Source organism: Bacillus cereus group sp. BfR-BA-01492, from assembly GCF_022662815.1.
Classification (GTDB): Bacteria; Bacillota; Bacilli; order Bacillales; family Bacillaceae_G; genus Bacillus_A; species Bacillus_A cereus_BD.
This window is the reverse complement of record NZ_JAKUEH010000003.1, coordinates 112,872-132,060: the sequence shown is the minus strand read 5'-3', so window position 1 is coordinate 132,060 and position 19,189 is coordinate 112,872. Positions and strand designations below refer to the sequence as shown.

Here is a 19,189-nt window from a genome sequence, read left to right as displayed (position 1 = left end):
GAACTATTATGAGTGGATTACATATATTAGCGTTTGGTGCTCATGCCGATGATGTTGAAATCGGCATGGCAGGCACTATTGCCAAATATACGAAACAAGGATATGAAGTTGGTATCTGTGATTTAACAGAAGCGGACTTATCTTCGAATGGAACAATTGAGCTAAGAAAAAAAGAAGCTCAAGAGGCCGCGCGCATTATGGGTGTAAAGACGCGAATAAACTTGGCGATGCCTGATCGCGGTCTATATATGAAAGACGAATATATACGTGAAATTGTAAAGATGATTCGTACATATAAACCGGCGCTAATTTTTGCACCATACTATGAAGATCGTCACCCTGATCATGCCAATTGTGCAAAGCTTGTAGAAGAAGCAGTCTTTTCAGCTGGTATTCGCAAATATATGCCAGAAATTTCACCGCACCGCGTGCAATCTTTTTATTATTATATGATTAATGGTTTTCATAAGCCAAACTTTTGCGTAGATATTAGTGAACATCTTTCTGAGAAGGTAGCAGCATTAGAAGCATATGAAAGTCAATTTACAACGGGAAGTGATGGCGTAAAAACGCCTTTAACAGAAGGATATGTGGAAACAGTAGTAGCTCGTGAGAAAATGTTTGGAAAAGAAGTTGGAGTTATGTATGCGGAAGGATTTATGAGCAAGAAGCCAGTTTTATTACATGCTGATTTAATAGGAGGATGTAAATGAGATTAAAAATAGGTATTACATGTTATCCTTCTGTAGGTGGTTCTGGAGTTGTTGGAACAGAACTGGGCAAGCAATTAGCTGAAAGAGGCCATGAAATTCATTTTATTACATCAGGTGTTCCATTTCGTTTAAATAAAGTATATCCAAACATTTATTTTCATGAAGTAACAGTGAACCAATATTCTGTTTTTCAATATCCGCCGTACGATCTAGCATTGGCAAGTAAAATGGCAGAAGTTGCACAGAGAGAAAATCTTGATATATTACATGTGCACTATGCAATACCACATGCGATTTGTGCCTATTTAGCAAAACAAATGATTGGAGATCATATTAAAATTGTTACAACACTACATGGAACGGATATTACTGTACTTGGTTCAGACCCTTCACTGAATAATTTAATTCGATTTGGTATCGAACAATCCGACGTTGTTACTGCCGTATCTCACTCTTTGATTAAGGAAACGAATGAACTTGTGAAACCAAATAAGGATATTCAGACTGTATATAATTTTATTGATGAGCGTGTCTATTTTCAGCGAGATATGTCTCAACTAAAAAAAGAATATGGTATAAGTGAAGAGGAAAAGGTATTGATCCATATTTCAAATTTCCGCAAGGTGAAACGTGTGCAAGACGTTGTGCAGGCTTTTGCTAAAGTTGTAAAAGAAGTCAATGCGAAGCTATTGCTTGTTGGCGATGGACCAGAGTTTTGTACGATTTTACAGTTAGTGAAAAATTTACATATAGAGGAACGTGTCTTGTTTTTAGGGAAACAGGATAATGTAGCAGAGCTACTTGCTATGAGTGATGTGATGTTACTTTTATCAGAAAAAGAAAGCTTTGGTCTTGTTTTACTAGAAGCAATGGCTTGTGGTGTGCCATGTATTGGTTCGCGAGTTGGGGGCATTCCAGAGGTTATTAAACATGGTGAAACGGGATATATATGTGAAGTTGGTGATACGTCAGAGGTAGCGAAGCAAGCTATACAACTTCTTCAAAATAAAGAGCTCCATCAAAATATGGCGGACCAAGCATTAGAAACGGTGCACGAGCAATTTCGTTCAGAAAATATCGTTTCACAATATGAGGCAATTTATTATGACATATTAAGGGATGACAACAATGAAACGATTTAAAAGAGCTGGAGCAATTATTGAGACGTTAAAGCAACATGGACATGAGGCCTACTTTGTAGGAGGAAGTGTACGTGACTTTATTATTGATCGGCCGATAGGAGATATTGATATCGCTACATCTGCTCTTCCAGAAGAAGTGATGAAATTATTTCCAAAGCACGTTCCTGTTGGTCTTGAACACGGAACGGTTATCGTTTTGCAAGATGGTGTACCATATGAAGTAACTACGTTCCGTACAGAGAGTGATTATGAAGATTTTCGCAGACCAAGTAGTGTACAGTTTGTTCGCTCGTTAGAAGAAGATTTAAAACGGCGTGATTTTACAATGAATGCGATTGCGATGAGTGAGGATGGAGAAATCATTGACTTATTTGGAGGTCAAGATGCCATTCAAAAGCGAGAAATTGTGACAGTAGGGAATGCGGCAGAGCGTTTTCAAGAAGATGCGCTGCGCATGATGCGTGGTATTCGATTTGTGAGTACGTTAGGATTTTCTTTAGAAGAGAAAACAGAGTGTGCGATTGAGCGCTACGGTCATTTATTAGAACATATAGCGATTGAAAGAATTACTGTTGAATTTGAAAAGCTATTAACGGGTCCATACTGTGTAAAAGGACTTCAAAAATTAGTAGAGACGAAATTGTTTATGCATTTACCGTACTTACAAATGTCAGAGGAGAAAATTTTAAAGGCTACGGAGTATAACTGGGGGCCTTTTGAAACAGAAATTGAAGCATGGGCGTTTTTCTTATATTGTATAGGGGAAGAACATCCATCTGTATTTTTGCGTCAATGGAAATTTTCAAATAAAAAAATAAAAGAAATTGTGGCTGTTTTGTTAGCCATTCGTGCTCGAAAGACAAAAGAGTGGGATGCAGTTTTCCTATATCAAACTGGTGTACAAATTGCTCTTATGGCAGAGAGAGTCTATCAAGTGATGATAGAAGAATACAATATGTCTGTAGTAGGCGAAGTGCAAAGATTATTTGATTCATTACCAATTCAGAAGCGTCAAGAAATGAACGTAAGCGGTAATGATTTATTAAGTTGGACAGATAAAACACCAGGCCCTTGGGTAGCGGAAGTATTACAAAAAATTGAAGAAGAAATTTTGCAGAAGCGATTGGAAAATGAGAAAGAGGCGATAAGGGGGTGGATTGAAGAATGCAATCTACTATGAGAAAACAATTGTTACAAATTTTTTCCGAGGCAAATGGAGAATTTGTATCTGGACAAACGATAAGTGAAAAGCTTGGTTGTTCTAGAACGGCTGTGTGGAAGCATATGGAGGATTTGCGCACAGAAGGTTATGAATTGGAGGCGGTTCGCCGCTTAGGATATCGAATTACGAGTAAACCAGATAAAGTGACAGCAAATGAAATTCAATTAGGGCTACAAACAGACTTTATAGGGAGAACGGTATACTTTGAAGAGTCGGTTGAATCTACGCAGCATATTGCAGCGAAGCTTGCATATGAAGGTGCAGCGGAAGGAACAATAGTCGTTGCTGAAGAACAAACAGCAGGGAGAGGACGCTTAAGTCGAAAATGGTATTCGCCAAAAGGAACTGGAATTTGGATGAGTATTATTTTACGTCCATCCATTCCTGTTCATCATGCGCCTCAGCTTACTTTATTAGCTGCTGTTAGCGTGGCGCAAGCAATCGAGAAATGTACGGGCGTGGATGTAGGGATTAAATGGCCGAATGATATTTTAATAAATGGAAAAAAAGCTGTAGGTATTTTAACAGAAATGCAAGCTGATCCAGATAAAATTAATGCAGTTATTATGGGGATTGGAATTAATGCCAATCAACAAATAGAACATTTTGTTGATGAGATTAAACAAATTGCTACCTCTTTAGCCATCGAGTCAGGAAAACCAATTGTTCGTGCAGAACTTATGCAGCAAATCTTTTTACAAATGGAGAAACTGTACAAAGAATACTTAAATAATGGATTTACGGTTGTTAAGCTTTTATGGGAAAGTTATGCAGTGAGTATTGGAAAAGAAATTATAGCTCGTACAATGAGGCAAACGATTACCGGTGTAGCGAAAGGGATTACCGATGATGGCGTCTTACTATTAGAAGACCATCAAGGTCATATTCATCATATCCATTCTGCTGATATAGAAATGAACTAAAAAGAAGCTTCTATGGAGGAGCTTCTTTTATTGTGTAAATTTCATGTACTGTAAGAGGAAAGAAGATTATTTTTTCGAAAAAATGTAGTCATTTTTATTCTCAGTTTGCTATAATTATTTCGAATATGGGCAGTATCGAAGCGAACTGCACCGTTATTCCAAGCAGGGAACAATAATAATTTGGATTCTGCCTTGATCCAATAATGGACTGGGACAGAGGGATGAATCATGCCGATTTACACATACTACCCTTCTGCCCTTTTATGGTCAGAAGGGTTTTTTTATATCATTTCGGCCATCGCCTCTCTCCTAAATAAAGGAGGAGTAATGTTTGAAAACGAAAACGGATTTTTTGAAAATGAAACAGAAAGGTGAGCCGATTACGATGCTGACAGCGTATGATTACCCATCAGCTAAGCTAGTAGAGGAAGCTGAAATCGATATGATTTTAGTTGGAGATTCTCTCGGAATGGTTGTACTTGGATATGATTCCACAGTACCTGTGACGGTAGAGGATATGATTCATCATACAAAAGCTGTCCGCCGAGGAGCGAAGAACACGTTTGTTGTAACAGATATGCCATTTATGTCTTATCATGTATCGCTGGCAGAGACTATGCATCATGCGCGCCGCATTGTGCAAGAAGGCGGAGCGCATGCTTTAAAAGTAGAAGGAGCTGGAGAAGTCATTTCCACTATTCATTATTTAACGAACGCAGGAATTCCCGTTGTTGCCCATCTTGGGTTAACGCCACAGTCTGTCGGTGTATTAGGTGGTTATAAAGTACAAGGGAAAGATGCTGAAAGTGCAAAACAATTAATAGAAGATGCGAAGAAATGTGAAGATGCTGGAGCAATCGCTCTTGTATTAGAATGTGTACCGATGCAGTTAGCAAAGATAATATCAGATGAGTTAGTTATTCCGACAATTGGCATCGGTGCTGGTAAAGATGTGGATGGGCAAGTGCTAGTCTATCATGATTTGATTTCTTATGGAGTAAATAGAGTTCCGAAATTTGTCAAGCAATATACGGCTGTTCAGGATGAAATTGTGCGCGGGATTTCACAATATGTTGCTGAAGTAAAAACAAGACAATTTCCAGAAGAACAATATTCATTTACGATGAAAGAAGAAGAGTATGTAGCGTTATATGGGGGAAAACAGGGATGAAAATGATAACAACCGTGCAGGACATGCAACAAATTGCAGGCGAACTTCGGGCAAGTGATAAAGAAATCGGGTTTGTTCCAACAATGGGATATTTACATGAAGGACATGCAACTTTATTGCGTCAGGCGAGAAAAGAAAATGAAATTGTCATTTTAAGTGTATTTGTGAATCCGTTACAGTTTGGACCAAATGAAGATTTCGATCGTTATCCAAGGGATATAAAGCAAGATGAAAGAGTGGCAAAAGAAGCGGGCGTTGACTACTTATTTTATCCGAGTGTAGAAGAAATGTATCCAGCAGAACAAACAACAAAAATAGAGGTTGTAAAACGTACAAATGTTTTATGTGGGAAAAGACGACCAGTTCACTTTGCAGGTGTTGCGACGGTGTTGATGAAACTGTTTCATATTACAATGCCAACTCGTGCTTATTTTGGGATGAAAGATGCACAACAAGTAGCAGTTGTTGAAGGGGTTGTCAGTGACTTTCATATCCCAGTTACAATTGTGCCTGTTGAGATTGTTAGAGAAGCAGACGGTTTAGCGAAAAGCTCTCGCAACGTATATTTATCGGAGCAAGAGCGTAAGGAAGCGCCACATTTATACCGCAGCTTATGTATAGCAAAAAAGAAAATAGAAGAGGGAGAGCGTCATCCACAGAACATTACCACATTTGTAAAAGAATACATTGAAACGAATACAAATGGCATAGTTGATTATGCAGATATATATGCATATCCAGCCTTAACGCCATTAGAAACCATCAAAGGAAGAATGATTTTAGCAATTGCAGTTCAGTTTAAGAATGCACGATTAATTGATAATATAACATTAACGGTGCAATAAGGAGGAAACATCCATGTTTCGCACAATGATGAGAGCAAAGCTACATCGCGCAACTGTAACAGAAGCCAATTTAAATTATGTTGGAAGTATTACAATTGATGAAGATTTAATGGATGCTGTGGAAATTGTTGAAAATGAAAAAGTACAAGTTGTCAATAATAACAATGGAGAGCGCCTAGAGACATATGTGATTAAGGGGGAGCGTGGTAGCGGCGTCATTTGTTTAAATGGAGCTGCAGCAAGACTTGTACAGCCTGGAGATAAAGTGATTATTATTTGTTATGGCCTTGTATCAGCTGAAGAAGTCTATAAACAAATACCCAAAATTGCAGTGCTAGATGATCACAATCAAATGATTGAAATGTTAAGTACTGAAAAGGCAGGCAGTGAAATATAAAGTGAAACTTTAATTAGCGGGAGATTTTTCATCTCGCGCTGATTATGAGCCCTTACGAATCGGGCTACTGCTCTAAAATAGCGGGATAAATGGTGGGAACAGGAGTCAGAAGGCTCCTGTTTTTTTATTGGCTATTATAAGAATTTCTTTTCTATATGGTTCCCTTTTGGAAAAGCAGCATCATTGGAAGCGTAAAATCCGTTCATTTTATGCATCTTTTCATTAAGATAAGACAAAACGTGGTATAGTAACAATATATGAATTTTTGTTGTTTGAAAGGTAAGAAATTGAGGTGTTACATATGAGTAAACGTTATGTCGTTGTCGACTTAGAGACGACAGGGAACTCTTGGAAAGATGGGAAAGATAAAATTACCCAAATCGCCGCTGTTGTGGTGGAAGGTGGAGAAATATTAGAAATTTTCTCGTCTTTTGTGAATCCAAAGAGGGAGATTCCCCCATTTATTACAGAATTAACAGGGATTGATGAAAATCTTGTAAAACAAGCCCCGCTATTTCGAGATGTAGCCCCGATGATTGTTGAGCTATTACAGGGTGCTTCTTTTGTTGCACATAACGTTCACTTTGATTGGAATTTTTTAAAAGAAGAATTAAAGCAGGCTGGCTATGCAGATATACATTGTCCTAAAATTGATACGGTTGAATTGGCACAGATTTTATTGCCGACAGCTGATAGTTATAAATTGAGAGATTTAGCTAAAAAACATGAGTTAGAGCACGATCAACCACATCGTGCAGATAGTGATGCTCTTGCAACGGCAGAATTATTTTTACAATTTCTCACTCAAATTGAAAAACTACCGCTTGTTACTTTGCAATCTTTATATGAACTGAGTGATGTATTTCAAAGCGATATGTCTCATATTCTTTCAGAAAATATTCTCAAGAAAATGACGGATGGCAAAGAAGAAACTGAGAAATATGATATATATCGAAATATTGCACTGCGAAAGCGCAACTATTCGTTGCACTTAGGTGAAACTCAATCGTCTAAATTTAGCGTTTTTTTGCAGAAGTCAATGGAACAACTTGAGAAAAAGATGCCTAAATTTGAAAAAAGAGAAACGCAACAACAAATAATGAAAGAAATATATGCTGCACTACAAGACGCACGTTTTTCATTAATAGAGGCTGGAACAGGGACAGGGAAGACGTTAGCTTATCTTCTTCCAAGTATTTATTTTGCGAAGAAAAAAGAAGAACCGGTTGTGATTAGTACGCAAACGGTGCAGTTGCAGCAACAAATATTGGAAAAGGAAATACCATTATTACAAAGTGTACTGCCATTTCCTTTTGAAGTTGCTTTACTAAAGGGAAGGAAACATTATCTTTGTTTACATAAATTTGAGTATGCTTTACAAGAAGATGAGAAGAATTATGATGTTGCTTTAACGAAAGCGAAAATTTTAATATGGTTATTGCAGACGGAAACGGGTGATTGTGACGAACTTAATATTCCAGAAGGTGGAAAATTACTATGGAATCGAATTTGTAGCGACGCATATAGCCCAAGTGGAGTTCAAAGTAGTTGGTTTAGTCGTTGCTTTTATCAGCGGGCGAAGAATCGGGCATTATTTGCAGATATTGTGATTACAAATCATGCATTACTATTTCAAGATTTTATTAGTGAGGAATCGCTTTTTTCATCTTATAAGTACATTATTTTTGACGAAGCACATCACATTGAAGAAGTGGCAAGTCGAACGTTAGGAGAGCGTTTTTCATGTATGTATTTTCAAATGGTTTTATCACGCCTTGGTACGTTGGATACAGATGACGTACTAGCTAAGGTGTATAAAATGATGAAGGAATCAGGACTAGCCTCTCGCTCTACATTTCGGAAGATCAGTCATAGGTTGAAGGAAATGAAGTTTGATGCTGATGAACTTTTTCAAATGTTGCGCGCATTTATATTGCAGAAAACAAAGCAAGAACAAAGTCAAAATAACAATATACCACTTATGTATCGATATCATACTGAACGAGAGTACGGAAAGCTATGGAGTGGTATTATAGAATTAACAAGTCGATTTATATTTGAATTAAAAGATTTGAGTACGGATTTGGAAAAGCAAGCTGATTTGCTGCAAAGTAGAATGAAGTGGAAAATGCATGTTGTTACGGGTGAGTTTTTCCATTTAATTGCCGCACTCCGAAAGATGACTCATTCTTTACAAGTACTTTTATTAGAAACAAATACATATGTGACATGGATGGAAACCGAAACAAAAGGGACCATTCATTCAACAATGTTATATGCACAGCCTATTCATATTGGGGAAAGACTTGCGGATGAGTTTTTTGCGGAGAAAAGAAGTGTTATTTTTACATCAGCTACATTAACGGTGAACCATACTTTTGACTATATAAAAGAAGAACTTGGGTTAGAGGATTTTGCGCCAGCTACATTAACTGTTCCATCACCGTTTCGTTATGAAGAGCAAGTGAAATTAATGGTTCCAACAGATATTCCCCTTATTAAAGAAGTAAAGGAAGAGGAATATCTTAGTGAAATTTCTCAACAGATTAAAAAGATTGCGCAAGCTACAAATGGAAGAATGCTCGTATTATTTACTTCCTATGAGATGTTGAAAGAAACGTACGCAAAGTTAAAAAATGAAGCTGCATTAGAAGAATATATATTGCTCACCCAAAGTGTTCACAATCGTAGTCGCAGTCGTTTAATCCGGAAATTTCAAGAGTTTGATAAAGCGATATTATTAGGAACTAGTAGTTTTTGGGAAGGAATTGATATTCCAGGGGCGGCATTAAGTCATCTTGTCATTGCTCGTTTACCATTTACCCCGCCTCATCAACCGATGATGGAGGCAAAAAGTGAATGGTTGAAGAAAAACGGAGAAGATGTGTTTACAAAGTTAGCGCTTCCGCAAGCAATTCTTCGGTTTAAACAAGGTTTTGGTCGATTAATTCGAACTACTTCGGATACAGGTACTGTATTTGTGTTAGATCGCCGGTTAACAACATCTTTTTATGGAGAAAAATTTTTACAATCAATCCCGAATGTTCCGCTTTATGAAGAATCGTTAGATGAACTTTTACGCCGCTTATAAAATGAATAAATATGAAAAATACGCCTGAAGTAGCGTATGCTTCAGGCGTAAACGATGTGGGGAGGAGGAATTTTATTTTTTTCTTACTTCTTATATACAAATTGTATTGCTTTTCGACTTGAAACCTTTTTTTGCTGTACATGTCCTGCTATAATAGATGGGTGATGAAGCAGGGGTTGTAAAGAATGTACTATTATTGTAACCGCATTGCGTTCTTCTATAATTAGAAATTTTGTGTAACGGAGGAGTTTTCATGGAGAAGAAAATAGAAGTGCTATCAACAACGCGTATAAAATATTCATCTGATTTGTATAAAATTGTTGATAGTTTAAATCGCACTTTAAAGGAACAGGACCTCATGTTCGGATTGGCGTTAGACGAAAACGAAAAAGAAACAGCAATATTTACGATATACAGAACGTAGTGGTACAATGAAAAAGTGGATCTTTGCCATCATTATCGTTATCGTTGCTATTGGATTGTATGGGGTGCATGTTTATCATGCTACATTGGAAAAGAAAATTCCGAAAGAATCAAAAGTTGCAGCAATTGCAAAAGAAAAAGCGAAGCTGACAAAGGTAAAATCCGTTGATTATTATAACGGGAAATCTGCATATGCAGTCGTACAAGGTGTAGATGAAAAAGGAGAACAACTGATTGTATGGGTACCTGAGAAAAAAGGAAAAGTTCTAGTAAGGAAAAAGAGTGAGGGCATTTCTGAAAAGCAAGCTATACAAAAAATGATGGAGTATTTGGAAGCGGTAAACAAAGAATCAAAGCCGCAACTTCCAAAAGAAATTGTAAAAGTAAAATTAGGTATCGAAAAAGATGTTCCGCTTTGGGAAATTACATATATTGATCAAGAAGGTCGTTATAAGTATTATTATCTGAGATTTCAAGATGGGGAATTTGCTGCATTTTACAGCATTGAAAAATAGATACAGGGGGAAAACCACAAATGAAATTAGCAAAGCGAGTAGCTGCTTTAACACCGTCTGCAACTTTAGAAATTACAGCAAAGGCTCAGGCGCTAAAAGCCGAAGGGCATGATGTCATTGGTTTAGGAGCAGGAGAACCTGATTTTAATACGCCGGAGCATATTATAGATGCTGCACATAAAGCGATGTTAGAAGGACATACAAAATATACACCTACTGGTGGATTACAAACGCTAAAACAAGAAATTGTAAAGAAATTTATGCGTGATCAAGAACTAACGTATGATCCGACAGAAATTATTGTATGTAACGGTGCAAAACATGCACTTTATACACTCTTTCAAGTATTGCTTGATGAAGGAGACGAAGTGATTATTCCAACTCCTTATTGGGTAAGTTATCCAGAACAAGTGAAACTTGCTGGTGGAAAACCAGTTTATGTGGAAGGGTTAGAAGATAATCAATATAAAATTACAGCAGAGCAGCTACGTGAAGCGATTACAGAGAAAACAAAAGCTGTTATCATTAATTCACCGAGCAATCCAACAGGAATGATTTATAGCAAGGAAGAATTAAAACAGCTTGGAGAAGTATGCTTAGAACATGACATTTTAATTGTTTCTGATGAAATTTATGAAAAGTTAGTTTATGGCGGAGTAAAATATACTTCAATTGCTCAGCTTTCTAATGAATTGAAAGAACAAACGATTATTATAAATGGTGTATCTAAATCACATTCTATGACAGGGTGGCGAATTGGATATGCAGCAGGAAATAAGCAACTTATTAAAGCAATGACAAATTTAGCAAGTCATAGTACATCAAACCCTACTTCAATTGCTCAATACGGTGCAATTGCTGCATATGCAGGGCCACAAGAACCTGTGGAAATGATGCGACAAGCATTTGAAGAAAGATTGAACATCATTTATAATAAATTAATTCAAGTTCCTGGTTTCACTTGTATCAAACCACAAGGTGCATTTTACTTATTCCCAAATGTAAAAGAAGCGGTAGCGCTAGCTGGATACAAAACAGTAGATGAATGGGCAAAAGCGTTGTTAGAGGAAGAAAAAGTAGCACTTGTTCCTGGAACAGGATTTGGTGCTCCAAACAATGTCCGTTTATCATATGCTACATCTCTTGAGCAATTAGAGAAAGCTTTAGAGCGAATTCATACATTTATGAAAGGTAAAGTGCAGGCGTAAAAAGAATATTTTTGATTTGCACTTTCAATCCATTACTTTGAACAAATGAACATGACCTCCCTATATAGGGAGGTTTTTTGACGAATTGTGGAAAAAGAAATGCTATGAGGTTGTGTTATACTAGAAAGCGAGGTGTTTTGGTCATGAAGAAAAAAATGATGTTACAGTGGTTTGAACAGGGGAGTATTGCCATTCCAAAATTGCTTATGATGCACTATAAAAAATTAGGCTTAAATGAGATGGAATTTATGGTTGTACTTCATGTTCATACTTTTTTAGAGTCGGGTAATTCGTTTCCAACTCCTTCTGAAATTGCAGAACGAATGACAATTTCAGAAATGAAGTGCATGGAAATGATTCAATCATTAATTCAAAAAGGTTTTCTTGCTTTAGAAGGTGGACAAAAGTCTGAAGCGAAGATGTGCGAAAGTTATTCTTTACAACCACTTTGGGAAAAAATATTACATTATTTAATGAATGAAACAATAGAAGAAGAGCAGAAAGAACAAAAACAGTTACAAATGAATTTATATACTATTTTCGAACGTGAATTTGGGAGACCATTGTCACCATTTGAATGTGAGACATTAGCAATGTGGCAAGATCAAGATCAATATCATCCTAATTTAATTCAAGCTGCTCTTAAGGAATCTGTAATGAGTGGAAAGCTTAATTTTCGATATATTGATCGGATTTTATTTGAATGGAAAAAGAATGGCATCAAAACAGTAGATCAAGCGCAAGAGCAAGGACGGAAGTTTCGAGCGAATCAGCAACGCTCACATCAGATAACAAAACAAGAGACAAAGTACACAGGGAAAGTCCCTTTTTATAATTGGTTGGAGCAATAATGTAGGAGGAAATGTATGTTAAATAAAACACAAATTCGCTATTGTCTAGATACAATGGCGAAAATGTACCCAGAGGCACATTGTGAATTAATTCATGATAATCCATTTGAACTTGTCATTGCGGTTGCTTTATCTGCACAATGTACAGATGCACTTGTAAATAAAGTGACAAAAAATTTATTTCAAAAATATAAAACGCCAGAGGACTATTTGAAAGTTTCTTTGGAAGAATTACAACAAGACATACGTTCAATTGGGCTTTACAGAAATAAAGCAAAAAATATTCAAAAGCTATGCAGAATGCTAATCGATGAGTATGATGGGAAAGTTCCTGCCGATCGTGATGAATTAACAAAATTACCAGGAGTAGGCCGAAAGACGGCGAATGTAGTTGTTTCTGTTGCTTTTGGCATTCCGGCAATCGCAGTCGATACACATGTGGAACGAGTGAGTAAGCGTTTAGGAATTTGTCGATGGAAAGACTCTGTTTTAGAAGTTGAAAAAACATTAATGAAAAAGGTACCTATGGAAGAATGGGGCGTTACTCATCATAGACTGATTTTCTTTGGACGTTATCATTGTAAGGCACAAAGGCCACAGTGTGAAGTATGTCCGTTATTAGAAATATGTCGTGAAGGGAAAAAGCGGATGAAGGTGAAGTAGGGAATGGAAAAAAAAGTTGTGGAGATACCGCCTGAGTTTCAATGTGAGCCGTTTTTCAAAGAAAGTGAAACAAAAATAGTATACACATGTAGTCAATCATTTAAAGAATTAATCCAAAACACTTATTTTTTGTTTGATATAGAACAAAAATATCAACCGTGGCGTAAAGTAGAGAAGAGTATACCGGCAGTGCTGCAAATGTGGGCGGATAAAAAAGAAGATCTTTCGAAGTTATTTAAAGAGAGAAAAAGAAACGAAGCGAAAGCGCCTATGGTTCATTTCAGTGCTTATTTATTATCAATCTTATATTGGATGAATGAAAAAAGAATATCTAGTTTAAAGGATATAAAACAGAATACGGAGAAGTTAAAACTACAGCCTGTTAATTTTATGGAACGCTATACATTTATTATAGAGCAACCGAACCATTACCATTCGTACATCCAATTGACACAGCTATATATTGAAATAGAAAAAATATATGCCAAAAACATGATGATAAAAAAGAAGTCACTATCTTAAAAGTAGATAGTGACTTCTTTTTTATTGTCCATCTGGTTGAGGATTCGATTCTCCACTAGTTCCACCAGTTGGCTGTTCTGGTGGAGTTTGTTGGGGTTGCTGATTCTGCTGTTCTTGTTGTTTTTTTGCTTCTTCTTCAGCTTTACGCTTTTCTTCCTCAGCTTTTTTCAGTTCTTCTTCGGCCTTTTTCTTCAGTTCTTCTTCAGCTTTACGCTTTTCTTCCTCAGCCTTTTTCAGTTCTTCTTCGGCTTTTTTCTTCAATTCTTCTTCAGCTTTACGTTTTTCTTCTTCAGCTTTTTTCTTCGTTTCTTCTTCAGCTTTCTTTTGAGCGTCTACATTTTGACCAGGAACGGTAAAGGAAACGCCAGCTGGACTACTTGTGCCAGTCCCTTTTTTTGCTACGACAGAGAAGCTATATGTTACACCTGGTTTTACACCGCCAAGTGTAGCAGATGTTCCTTTTACGGATAAGCTACCACTAGAACCGTCATTTGCTTTATAACTTGCCGCATAAGATGATGCATCAGAAGGACCAGACCAACTTAATGTAATTGTATTTGATCCTGCGTCATAAGAAGGCGTTACACCAGTTGGTGGATCTACCTTAATTTGTTTAATCGCATCTTTTTTCGCACCTTTTACGTAAAGTTCGCCATTGATTCTTTCTACGGAAGAAGGTTGCTCAAAACGACTGCGGTCTGTTGCAAATTTACCCATCATGACTTTAAACATTTGTTGAGCAATTTTTGTTGAGCGGTCGCCTATATAGTTTTCTGAACTATCCTTTTCGTAACCTGTCCATACCGCCATTGTATATTGCGGTGTATATCCGGCAAACCAACTATCGCGGTTCGCATCTGCTGGAATATCATATTTTTCAATAACCGATTTGTCATAGTTTTGCGTCCCTGTTTTACCAGCAAGATCGACGCCTGAAACATAAGCTGCTGAGCCAGTACCGCCAGATCCTGGTCTGACAACATCGCGAAGCATATCTGTAATCATATACGCCGTATAGTCTTTCATTACTCGCTCTTCTTTTGGTTTAAAGTTTTTCTTCTTACCATCAGGGAAGACAACTTCTTTTACGAAATGAGGTTTATTATAAATACCGTCATTCCCAAATGTTGCATAAGCACCAGCTACTTGTAACGGAGAACTTTCATTACTACCGATTGCTGCTGATTCATATGGTCCTTTTTTAAATGTCATACCGAGTTTTTCAGAAAACTCTTTTGACTTATTTAGTCCGACTGCTTGAGCAGTTTTTAATGCTGGGATGTTTAAAGATTTTTTTAATGCTTCACGCATTGAAACGTCCCCTTTATAGCTGCTCGTTGCATTTCGAATTTTTGTACCATCTGAGTACGTATATTCTGAGTCATTTAATTGATGATAAGTTGACCATTGCATATATTCAATTGCTGGGCCGTAGTCAAAAATAGGTTTCATTGTAGATCCAACTTGTCGATCTAAATCAATGGCTAAGTTATGACCTTTAAATGTTGATTTACTTTCTTTACGTCCAGCACCTACTGCACGAACTTCACCAGTTTGTGTGTCCATAAATACGAAAGAGCCTTGGAATTTATCATTTGGATATCGAATAACATCTCCATCTAAAATCTTTTCAGCATAATCTTGCGCTTTTGTATCAAGAGTTGTATAGATTTGTAATCCATCAGATCCAATATTTACATCAGGGATTTGCTTTTCAACTTCTTTTACAACTGCATCTAAAAAGGCAGGATAAGGCATTTCAGTAATCTCTTTAGAGGGAAGGAGTCCTTCTGTTACTGGAATTGCCATCGCTTCTTCCATTTGCTGTTTTGTAATAAAGTGATGACGATGCATTAATGTTAAAACAACGTTGCGACGTTTCGTTGCACGCTGTTCATTTTCTTTTTTCGTTGGATCATAAATATTAGGACCTTGTGGTAAGCCAGCGAGCATTGCAGCTTCATGTAACTTTAAATCTTTCAAATCTTTTCCATAATAATTTTGTGCTGCTGTTGCTACGCCATAAGAGCGATTACCTAAATTAATTTTATTTAAGTACATTTCTAAAATTTCATGTTTAGAGTATTTCTGTTCTAGCTTGTAAGCTAAATACCATTCTTGTACTTTTCGTTTTGATGTTTTTTCCATCGTAAGGAAGTAGTTTTTAATTACTTGCTGTGTAATTGTACTACCACCTTGTGAACCGAACCCGCCTGTGATGTTTTCCATAATGGCTTTTCCTGTACGCTTAAAGTCAATTCCGTCATGGTCATAAAATCGAGCATCCTCGGTGGCAAGAAAGGCATTTTCAACTACTTTTGGAACTTGATCATAAGTGATAGCAGTCCGTTTCTCAGCACCATATTCATAAAAGAAGTTACCATCTTTATCATAAAATTTAGTTGATAGAGGATTGACAAGTTTCGCTTTGTCTAGTTTTGGAGCATCTTTCACTATGACAAAGAATGCCGAAACTCCAGCTACAAGTCCGACAATGCCAAGAAGCAGGCAAGTCACTAAAAATTTCTTGAAAAAGGAGCCTTTTTTCTTGGGTTTATCCTTTTTATTTTTATCTTTCGTTTGCTGTTTTGCATGTTTTCGTTCTGTACGAGAACGATAATTTTCTGACATTATACTTTCTCCTACCTTTCATCTTCTCCCCAAAAGTCGAAAAAAGAGCCTTATTTTTGACTCTATCACGAAAAATAAACCATGTCTAGTATAGAAATATAATCGATTCGAGGATGATAACCGCATGATAACAAAGAGCCGTGTTCTTCAATTTCTTGTTTTGTAATTGATTTTCGGCCCCCGGTATCTTTGCGATTCCAAAATGAAATAACGTGTTTTGCATCGAGTAAATAAATTTCGTCATAAAGTGTAAATTTAATAATGACGAATGCAATTCCATCATGAGCAATAACTTGTTTCATATGCTCAATTTGGTGCAGATGGAAGTTTTGGAGCGGGAAACTTGTTTTGTTTTTTGTTTCCTTTGCTTCAAAATCAATGTATTTCCCCTTATAAACACCGTTGTAATCTGTTGTAGAAGGCTGTTTAAAATAAGCTTCTCTTACAACTGCAGCACTTCGGGCAGGATAATCCACTTTTACAATTTGAAGAGGTGTTGGCTTTTTATGTACACAGGCAATATTATGACTCAAATAATATTGATTTGTTTCATTTAGTTCCTCTTCAAGAGACATCCCCCTGTTACTATAAGTATGTTTTTTCATTTTTGTTTTTTGAGGTTGTAAAGCTTGATTATATCTTTTTCCGTTTGGGTAACGAATGGTCATGTTTTGTCCACTCCATCTTGCTTAGAATCACTTACACAGGTGATTATATCAAAAAAAACAACGAAAATGCGATTTTTTTAAAGAGAGGTGGTGAATGAATGCGACGTAACGGGAGTGAAGAAAAGAATTGGAAACGAGATGAAGAAATGGTTTCGTTTACAAAAGAGGAGAAACAACTCATTACCTATATTAAGGAAAAGACTGCTATCGCAAATATGGATAACATTTCGCGTACACGAACTTATCAAGAATACTATTTGCGAAATAAAGAGGTTGAGTGGTCTTTTTTAGCGAGTATGGTTTCGAGAAATGCTGGCTGGAATATGACAGATTTAGAAGGAGAAAATTACTCGAATATCCTATCTAAAGGGATGAGAAAACAATTATTTCTTACATATGAGAAAGCGAATTGCCTTATTTTTTTAGATGCTTATCCACAGTTATTACTATATGAAGAGAGTAAAAAGAGAAATAGAGCTTTCTTTCATTTGTTACCTTCTTTTTATGTGTCTGCTTTTATGGAAAAGGAATGGAAACGTTTTTGGAGAGAAGGAAATAAAAAGCGGTTAATGATAGCATTAATTATTAATGAGCAAAATAAAATTCAAAAACCAGTTATTGAAAATCGGTATATTCAGTCTCGTGTATTGGATCGATTACTTTTTAAAATGCAAGAACGATTTCATTTAAACGCAGTTGTTTTTCCGACTTTAGAAGGGAATTTATATGGTTTTTCAGTTGATGGATTTGAAAATGTAAAAAAGCGTATTGAACTGGGTAAGAAGTTAGCGTGGCTATTATTTCATCCGAAGTATAAAGAGTTATTTTATGATTTTGCTTTGCATACGATTCCTACAGGCTCAAGGTTAGATTATGAACAATATTTCAAGGGAATAAAAGGATATCGTACGCCGCAGCTTAGAGAGGTGTTTTCTATTGTCCCTCCGGCGCGACAAGATCCATTAGATTGGTTTCATCCTTATATAAATGTAGAGAATTTTTTTATAGTTCAGGAGCCGCAGGAAAAGATTGATGTTACGACATGGTTTCTAAAGAAACAAAGGAACATTCATTACATTGCTTCATTTATTAGCTTTCCTAAAAGATTCCACAGCTTCGTGTTATAATAAAAAAGCCCCGCACTTTTTGGAAAATGCGGGGATCGACCATATATCTTACGTTCTTTGCGTATTGAATGAAAAAATGTTGTTGTAACAGCGTGAAAAAAGATGAACTTTAGAAGGAAATAACGAATTTGGATGAACAAACCCCTGTTTATGTAGCAGGGAAGTTTGGCCCGTCTAATTTTGGATTTCCTGTTTCAGGTTTGTTTCGTTGTTTACTTTGTTTTTTCTTCTTTTCATTTTTATTTTTAGCCATAGTAACACCTCCCATTTGTATTGTTACCATTTCTATAAAACACATGCAGAATACAAACTTTTCTAATTTCTAAAGGATGAAGAAGAAACACGAAAGAAAGTTTCGCTTTATTTGCCGAATCACAACTAGTTTTGTCAATCATGCAGGAGTGATAACTGGGTTGTCGAAATTACATGGCAAAGGGAAAGCAAAGAAGGAGGCGTTTTATAGATGGCGATGGTTCAGAAGGAAAATGTAATGAAGAAAATGGATCAAATGTTAAGTGCTCTTGATTTGCTGGAAATGAATGTTTCACTTAGGGTTAATCATGATTTAAAGGACAGACGTGAGGATATATGTAAGAAAGTAGAAATAACAGAAATGCACATTCAACATATGGAAGATAAATTAGTGCATCATGAGAAGAAAGGAAATTGGCTGCAAACGTTTCAAAACGTTGTCGTAGGTGCATAATAAGTAAGGTGGGATAAAGTGAAGTATCAAGCGTTAAAGCAATCTTCAATAAAGTTAATAGAGTATAACGATGAAACAATTGTTAAAAAAAGAGAAGTAGTAGAATATGATTTTTATACTGATATGAAGCCGTTTGTGGATAGGGTAGATAACGAGTTGAGGGCTTGGAAAGAATTGGCTTATCGATGGATAAAAGAAGAACATCCTAAATATGTCCATTTTCAACAAATAGATCAAGTGTGCGAAAATTTACAAAATAATGCTTTGCAGTGCTTTGTGAATAAAGGAAAAGGAAAACGGTTTTATGAAACGCACCAGGCGATTTTATATACGTTACAGACTATTGTGGAATTATGTAAATAACAAGAGGG

The 19,189-nt window shown here is 36.4% G+C and carries 19 protein-coding genes; 17 read left to right on the top strand and 2 right to left on the bottom strand.

What is annotated here, in order from left to right; all coding sequences use genetic code 11:
- Window positions 1-8 precede the first annotated feature (8 nt).
- The 14 genes from bshB1 to MR063_RS05805 all read left to right on the top strand — a co-directional run bounded on the left by bshB1 (window position 9) and on the right by MR063_RS05805 (window position 13,686).
- Window positions 9-713: a bacillithiol biosynthesis deacetylase BshB1 gene (gene bshB1, locus MR063_RS05870; protein WP_242195177.1), complete on the top strand. Its 705-nt coding sequence runs from the start codon at window positions 9-11 to the stop codon at window positions 711-713.
- Entirely contained in the window at window positions 710-1,855 is a 1,146-nt protein-coding gene (gene bshA, locus MR063_RS05865) for an N-acetyl-alpha-D-glucosaminyl L-malate synthase BshA (protein WP_242195174.1), read from the top strand. Before bshB1 ends, bshA begins: the two co-directional genes overlap by 4 nt.
- Complete coding sequence (locus MR063_RS05860) at window positions 1,842-3,035, top strand: CCA tRNA nucleotidyltransferase (protein ID WP_242195171.1); 1,194 nt, start codon at window positions 1,842-1,844, stop codon at window positions 3,033-3,035. Before bshA ends, MR063_RS05860 begins: the two co-directional genes overlap by 14 nt.
- Window positions 3,020-4,000, top strand: coding sequence for a biotin--[acetyl-CoA-carboxylase] ligase (locus tag MR063_RS05855; protein ID WP_242195168.1), 981 nt, complete (start codon window positions 3,020-3,022; stop codon window positions 3,998-4,000). The genes MR063_RS05860 and MR063_RS05855 overlap by 16 nt, the downstream gene beginning before the upstream one ends.
- A gap of 331 nt (window positions 4,001-4,331) precedes the next feature.
- Window positions 4,332-5,171, top strand: a complete 840-nt coding sequence (gene panB / locus MR063_RS05850; RefSeq protein ID WP_242195165.1) for a 3-methyl-2-oxobutanoate hydroxymethyltransferase — start codon at window positions 4,332-4,334, stop codon at window positions 5,169-5,171.
- Window positions 5,168-6,016, top strand: coding sequence for a pantoate--beta-alanine ligase (panC, locus tag MR063_RS05845; protein ID WP_242195162.1), 849 nt, complete (start codon window positions 5,168-5,170; stop codon window positions 6,014-6,016). The genes panB and panC overlap by 4 nt, the downstream gene beginning before the upstream one ends.
- Window positions 6,017-6,029: 13 nt before the next feature.
- The gene (panD, locus tag MR063_RS05840) at window positions 6,030-6,413 is read left to right on the top strand and encodes an aspartate 1-decarboxylase (protein WP_242195159.1); all 384 of its coding nucleotides are present in this window, start codon (window positions 6,030-6,032) and stop codon (window positions 6,411-6,413) included.
- Between the two features lie 301 nt (window positions 6,414-6,714).
- The gene (gene dinG, locus MR063_RS05835) at window positions 6,715-9,504 is read left to right on the top strand and encodes an ATP-dependent DNA helicase DinG (protein WP_242195156.1); all 2,790 of its coding nucleotides are present in this window, start codon (window positions 6,715-6,717) and stop codon (window positions 9,502-9,504) included.
- Between the two features lie 253 nt (window positions 9,505-9,757).
- A complete protein-coding gene (locus MR063_RS05830; protein ID WP_012093755.1) occupies window positions 9,758-9,928 on the top strand; it encodes a YpmA family protein in 171 nt (56 codons plus the stop codon).
- A gap of 7 nt (window positions 9,929-9,935) precedes the next feature.
- Window positions 9,936-10,442, top strand: coding sequence for a cell wall elongation regulator TseB-like domain-containing protein (locus MR063_RS05825; RefSeq protein WP_242195153.1), 507 nt, complete (start codon window positions 9,936-9,938; stop codon window positions 10,440-10,442).
- Between the two features lie 20 nt (window positions 10,443-10,462).
- Window positions 10,463-11,650 carry an aspartate transaminase AspB gene (aspB, locus tag MR063_RS05820; protein WP_242195149.1) on the top strand — a complete coding sequence of 396 codons (1,188 nt, stop codon included), beginning with the start codon at window positions 10,463-10,465 and terminating at the stop codon, window positions 11,648-11,650.
- Window positions 11,651-11,793: 143 nt separating this feature from the next.
- On the top strand, window positions 11,794-12,501 hold the full coding sequence (gene dnaD, locus MR063_RS05815) for a DNA replication protein DnaD (RefSeq protein WP_242195146.1): 708 nt from the start codon (window positions 11,794-11,796) through the stop codon (window positions 12,499-12,501).
- A 15-nt stretch (window positions 12,502-12,516) separates the two neighbouring features.
- Complete coding sequence (gene nth, locus MR063_RS05810; RefSeq protein WP_242142684.1) at window positions 12,517-13,164, top strand: endonuclease III; 648 nt, start codon at window positions 12,517-12,519, stop codon at window positions 13,162-13,164.
- Between the two features lie 3 nt (window positions 13,165-13,167).
- A complete protein-coding gene (locus MR063_RS05805; protein ID WP_242195143.1) occupies window positions 13,168-13,686 on the top strand; it encodes a YpoC family protein in 519 nt (172 codons plus the stop codon).
- A 21-nt stretch (window positions 13,687-13,707) separates the two neighbouring features.
- Here MR063_RS05805 and MR063_RS05800 read toward each other — a convergent pair whose 3' ends face one another.
- Window positions 13,708-16,317 (bottom strand): penicillin-binding protein 1A, encoded by a 2,610-nt coding sequence (locus MR063_RS05800; RefSeq protein WP_242195140.1) that lies wholly within the window; start codon window positions 16,315-16,317, stop codon window positions 13,708-13,710.
- 65 nt (window positions 16,318-16,382) lie between these two features.
- The gene (gene recU / locus MR063_RS05795) at window positions 16,383-16,985 is read right to left on the bottom strand and encodes a Holliday junction resolvase RecU (protein ID WP_242142687.1); all 603 of its coding nucleotides are present in this window, start codon (window positions 16,983-16,985) and stop codon (window positions 16,383-16,385) included.
- 98 nt (window positions 16,986-17,083) lie between these two features.
- Here recU and MR063_RS05790 point away from each other — a divergent pair, with 98 nt between their 5' ends.
- The 3 genes from MR063_RS05790 to MR063_RS05780 all read left to right on the top strand — a co-directional run bounded on the left by MR063_RS05790 (window position 17,084) and on the right by MR063_RS05780 (window position 19,181).
- Window positions 17,084-18,112, top strand: coding sequence for a DUF2515 family protein (locus tag MR063_RS05790; protein WP_242195137.1), 1,029 nt, complete (start codon window positions 17,084-17,086; stop codon window positions 18,110-18,112).
- A 463-nt stretch (window positions 18,113-18,575) separates the two neighbouring features.
- On the top strand, window positions 18,576-18,818 hold the full coding sequence (locus MR063_RS05785; RefSeq protein WP_242142689.1) for a hypothetical protein: 243 nt from the start codon (window positions 18,576-18,578) through the stop codon (window positions 18,816-18,818).
- Between the two features lie 18 nt (window positions 18,819-18,836).
- On the top strand, window positions 18,837-19,181 hold the full coding sequence (locus MR063_RS05780; RefSeq protein ID WP_242195133.1) for a YppE family protein: 345 nt from the start codon (window positions 18,837-18,839) through the stop codon (window positions 19,179-19,181).
- The last annotated feature ends 8 nt before the right edge of the window (window positions 19,182-19,189 follow it).

What these genes read in the sequence shown, in the direction of transcription:
- bshB1 (WP_242195177.1), top strand. Translation starts at nt 9, where the DNA reads ATGAGTGGATTACATATATTAGCGTTTGGTGCTCATGCCGATGATGTT.
- bshA (WP_242195174.1), top strand. Translation starts at nt 710, where the DNA reads ATGAGATTAAAAATAGGTATTACATGTTATCCTTCTGTAGGTGGTTCT.
- MR063_RS05860 (WP_242195171.1), top strand. Translation starts at nt 1,842, where the DNA reads ATGAAACGATTTAAAAGAGCTGGAGCAATTATTGAGACGTTAAAGCAA.
- MR063_RS05855 (WP_242195168.1), top strand. Translation starts at nt 3,020, where the DNA reads ATGCAATCTACTATGAGAAAACAATTGTTACAAATTTTTTCCGAGGCA.
- panC (WP_242195162.1), top strand. Translation starts at nt 5,168, where the DNA reads ATGAAAATGATAACAACCGTGCAGGACATGCAACAAATTGCAGGCGAA.
- panD (WP_242195159.1), top strand. Translation starts at nt 6,030, where the DNA reads ATGTTTCGCACAATGATGAGAGCAAAGCTACATCGCGCAACTGTAACA.
- dinG (WP_242195156.1), top strand. Translation starts at nt 6,715, where the DNA reads ATGAGTAAACGTTATGTCGTTGTCGACTTAGAGACGACAGGGAACTCT.
- MR063_RS05830 (WP_012093755.1), top strand. Translation starts at nt 9,758, where the DNA reads ATGGAGAAGAAAATAGAAGTGCTATCAACAACGCGTATAAAATATTCA.
- MR063_RS05825 (WP_242195153.1), top strand. Translation starts at nt 9,936, where the DNA reads ATGAAAAAGTGGATCTTTGCCATCATTATCGTTATCGTTGCTATTGGA.
- aspB (WP_242195149.1), top strand. Translation starts at nt 10,463, where the DNA reads ATGAAATTAGCAAAGCGAGTAGCTGCTTTAACACCGTCTGCAACTTTA.
- dnaD (WP_242195146.1), top strand. Translation starts at nt 11,794, where the DNA reads ATGAAGAAAAAAATGATGTTACAGTGGTTTGAACAGGGGAGTATTGCC.
- nth (WP_242142684.1), top strand. Translation starts at nt 12,517, where the DNA reads ATGTTAAATAAAACACAAATTCGCTATTGTCTAGATACAATGGCGAAA.
- MR063_RS05805 (WP_242195143.1), top strand. Translation starts at nt 13,168, where the DNA reads ATGGAAAAAAAAGTTGTGGAGATACCGCCTGAGTTTCAATGTGAGCCG.
- MR063_RS05800 (WP_242195140.1), bottom strand. Translation starts at nt 16,317, where the DNA reads ATGTCAGAAAATTATCGTTCTCGTACAGAACGAAAACATGCAAAACAG.
- recU (WP_242142687.1), bottom strand. Translation starts at nt 16,985, where the DNA reads ATGACCATTCGTTACCCAAACGGAAAAAGATATAATCAAGCTTTACAA.
- MR063_RS05790 (WP_242195137.1), top strand. Translation starts at nt 17,084, where the DNA reads ATGCGACGTAACGGGAGTGAAGAAAAGAATTGGAAACGAGATGAAGAA.
- MR063_RS05785 (WP_242142689.1), top strand. Translation starts at nt 18,576, where the DNA reads ATGGCGATGGTTCAGAAGGAAAATGTAATGAAGAAAATGGATCAAATG.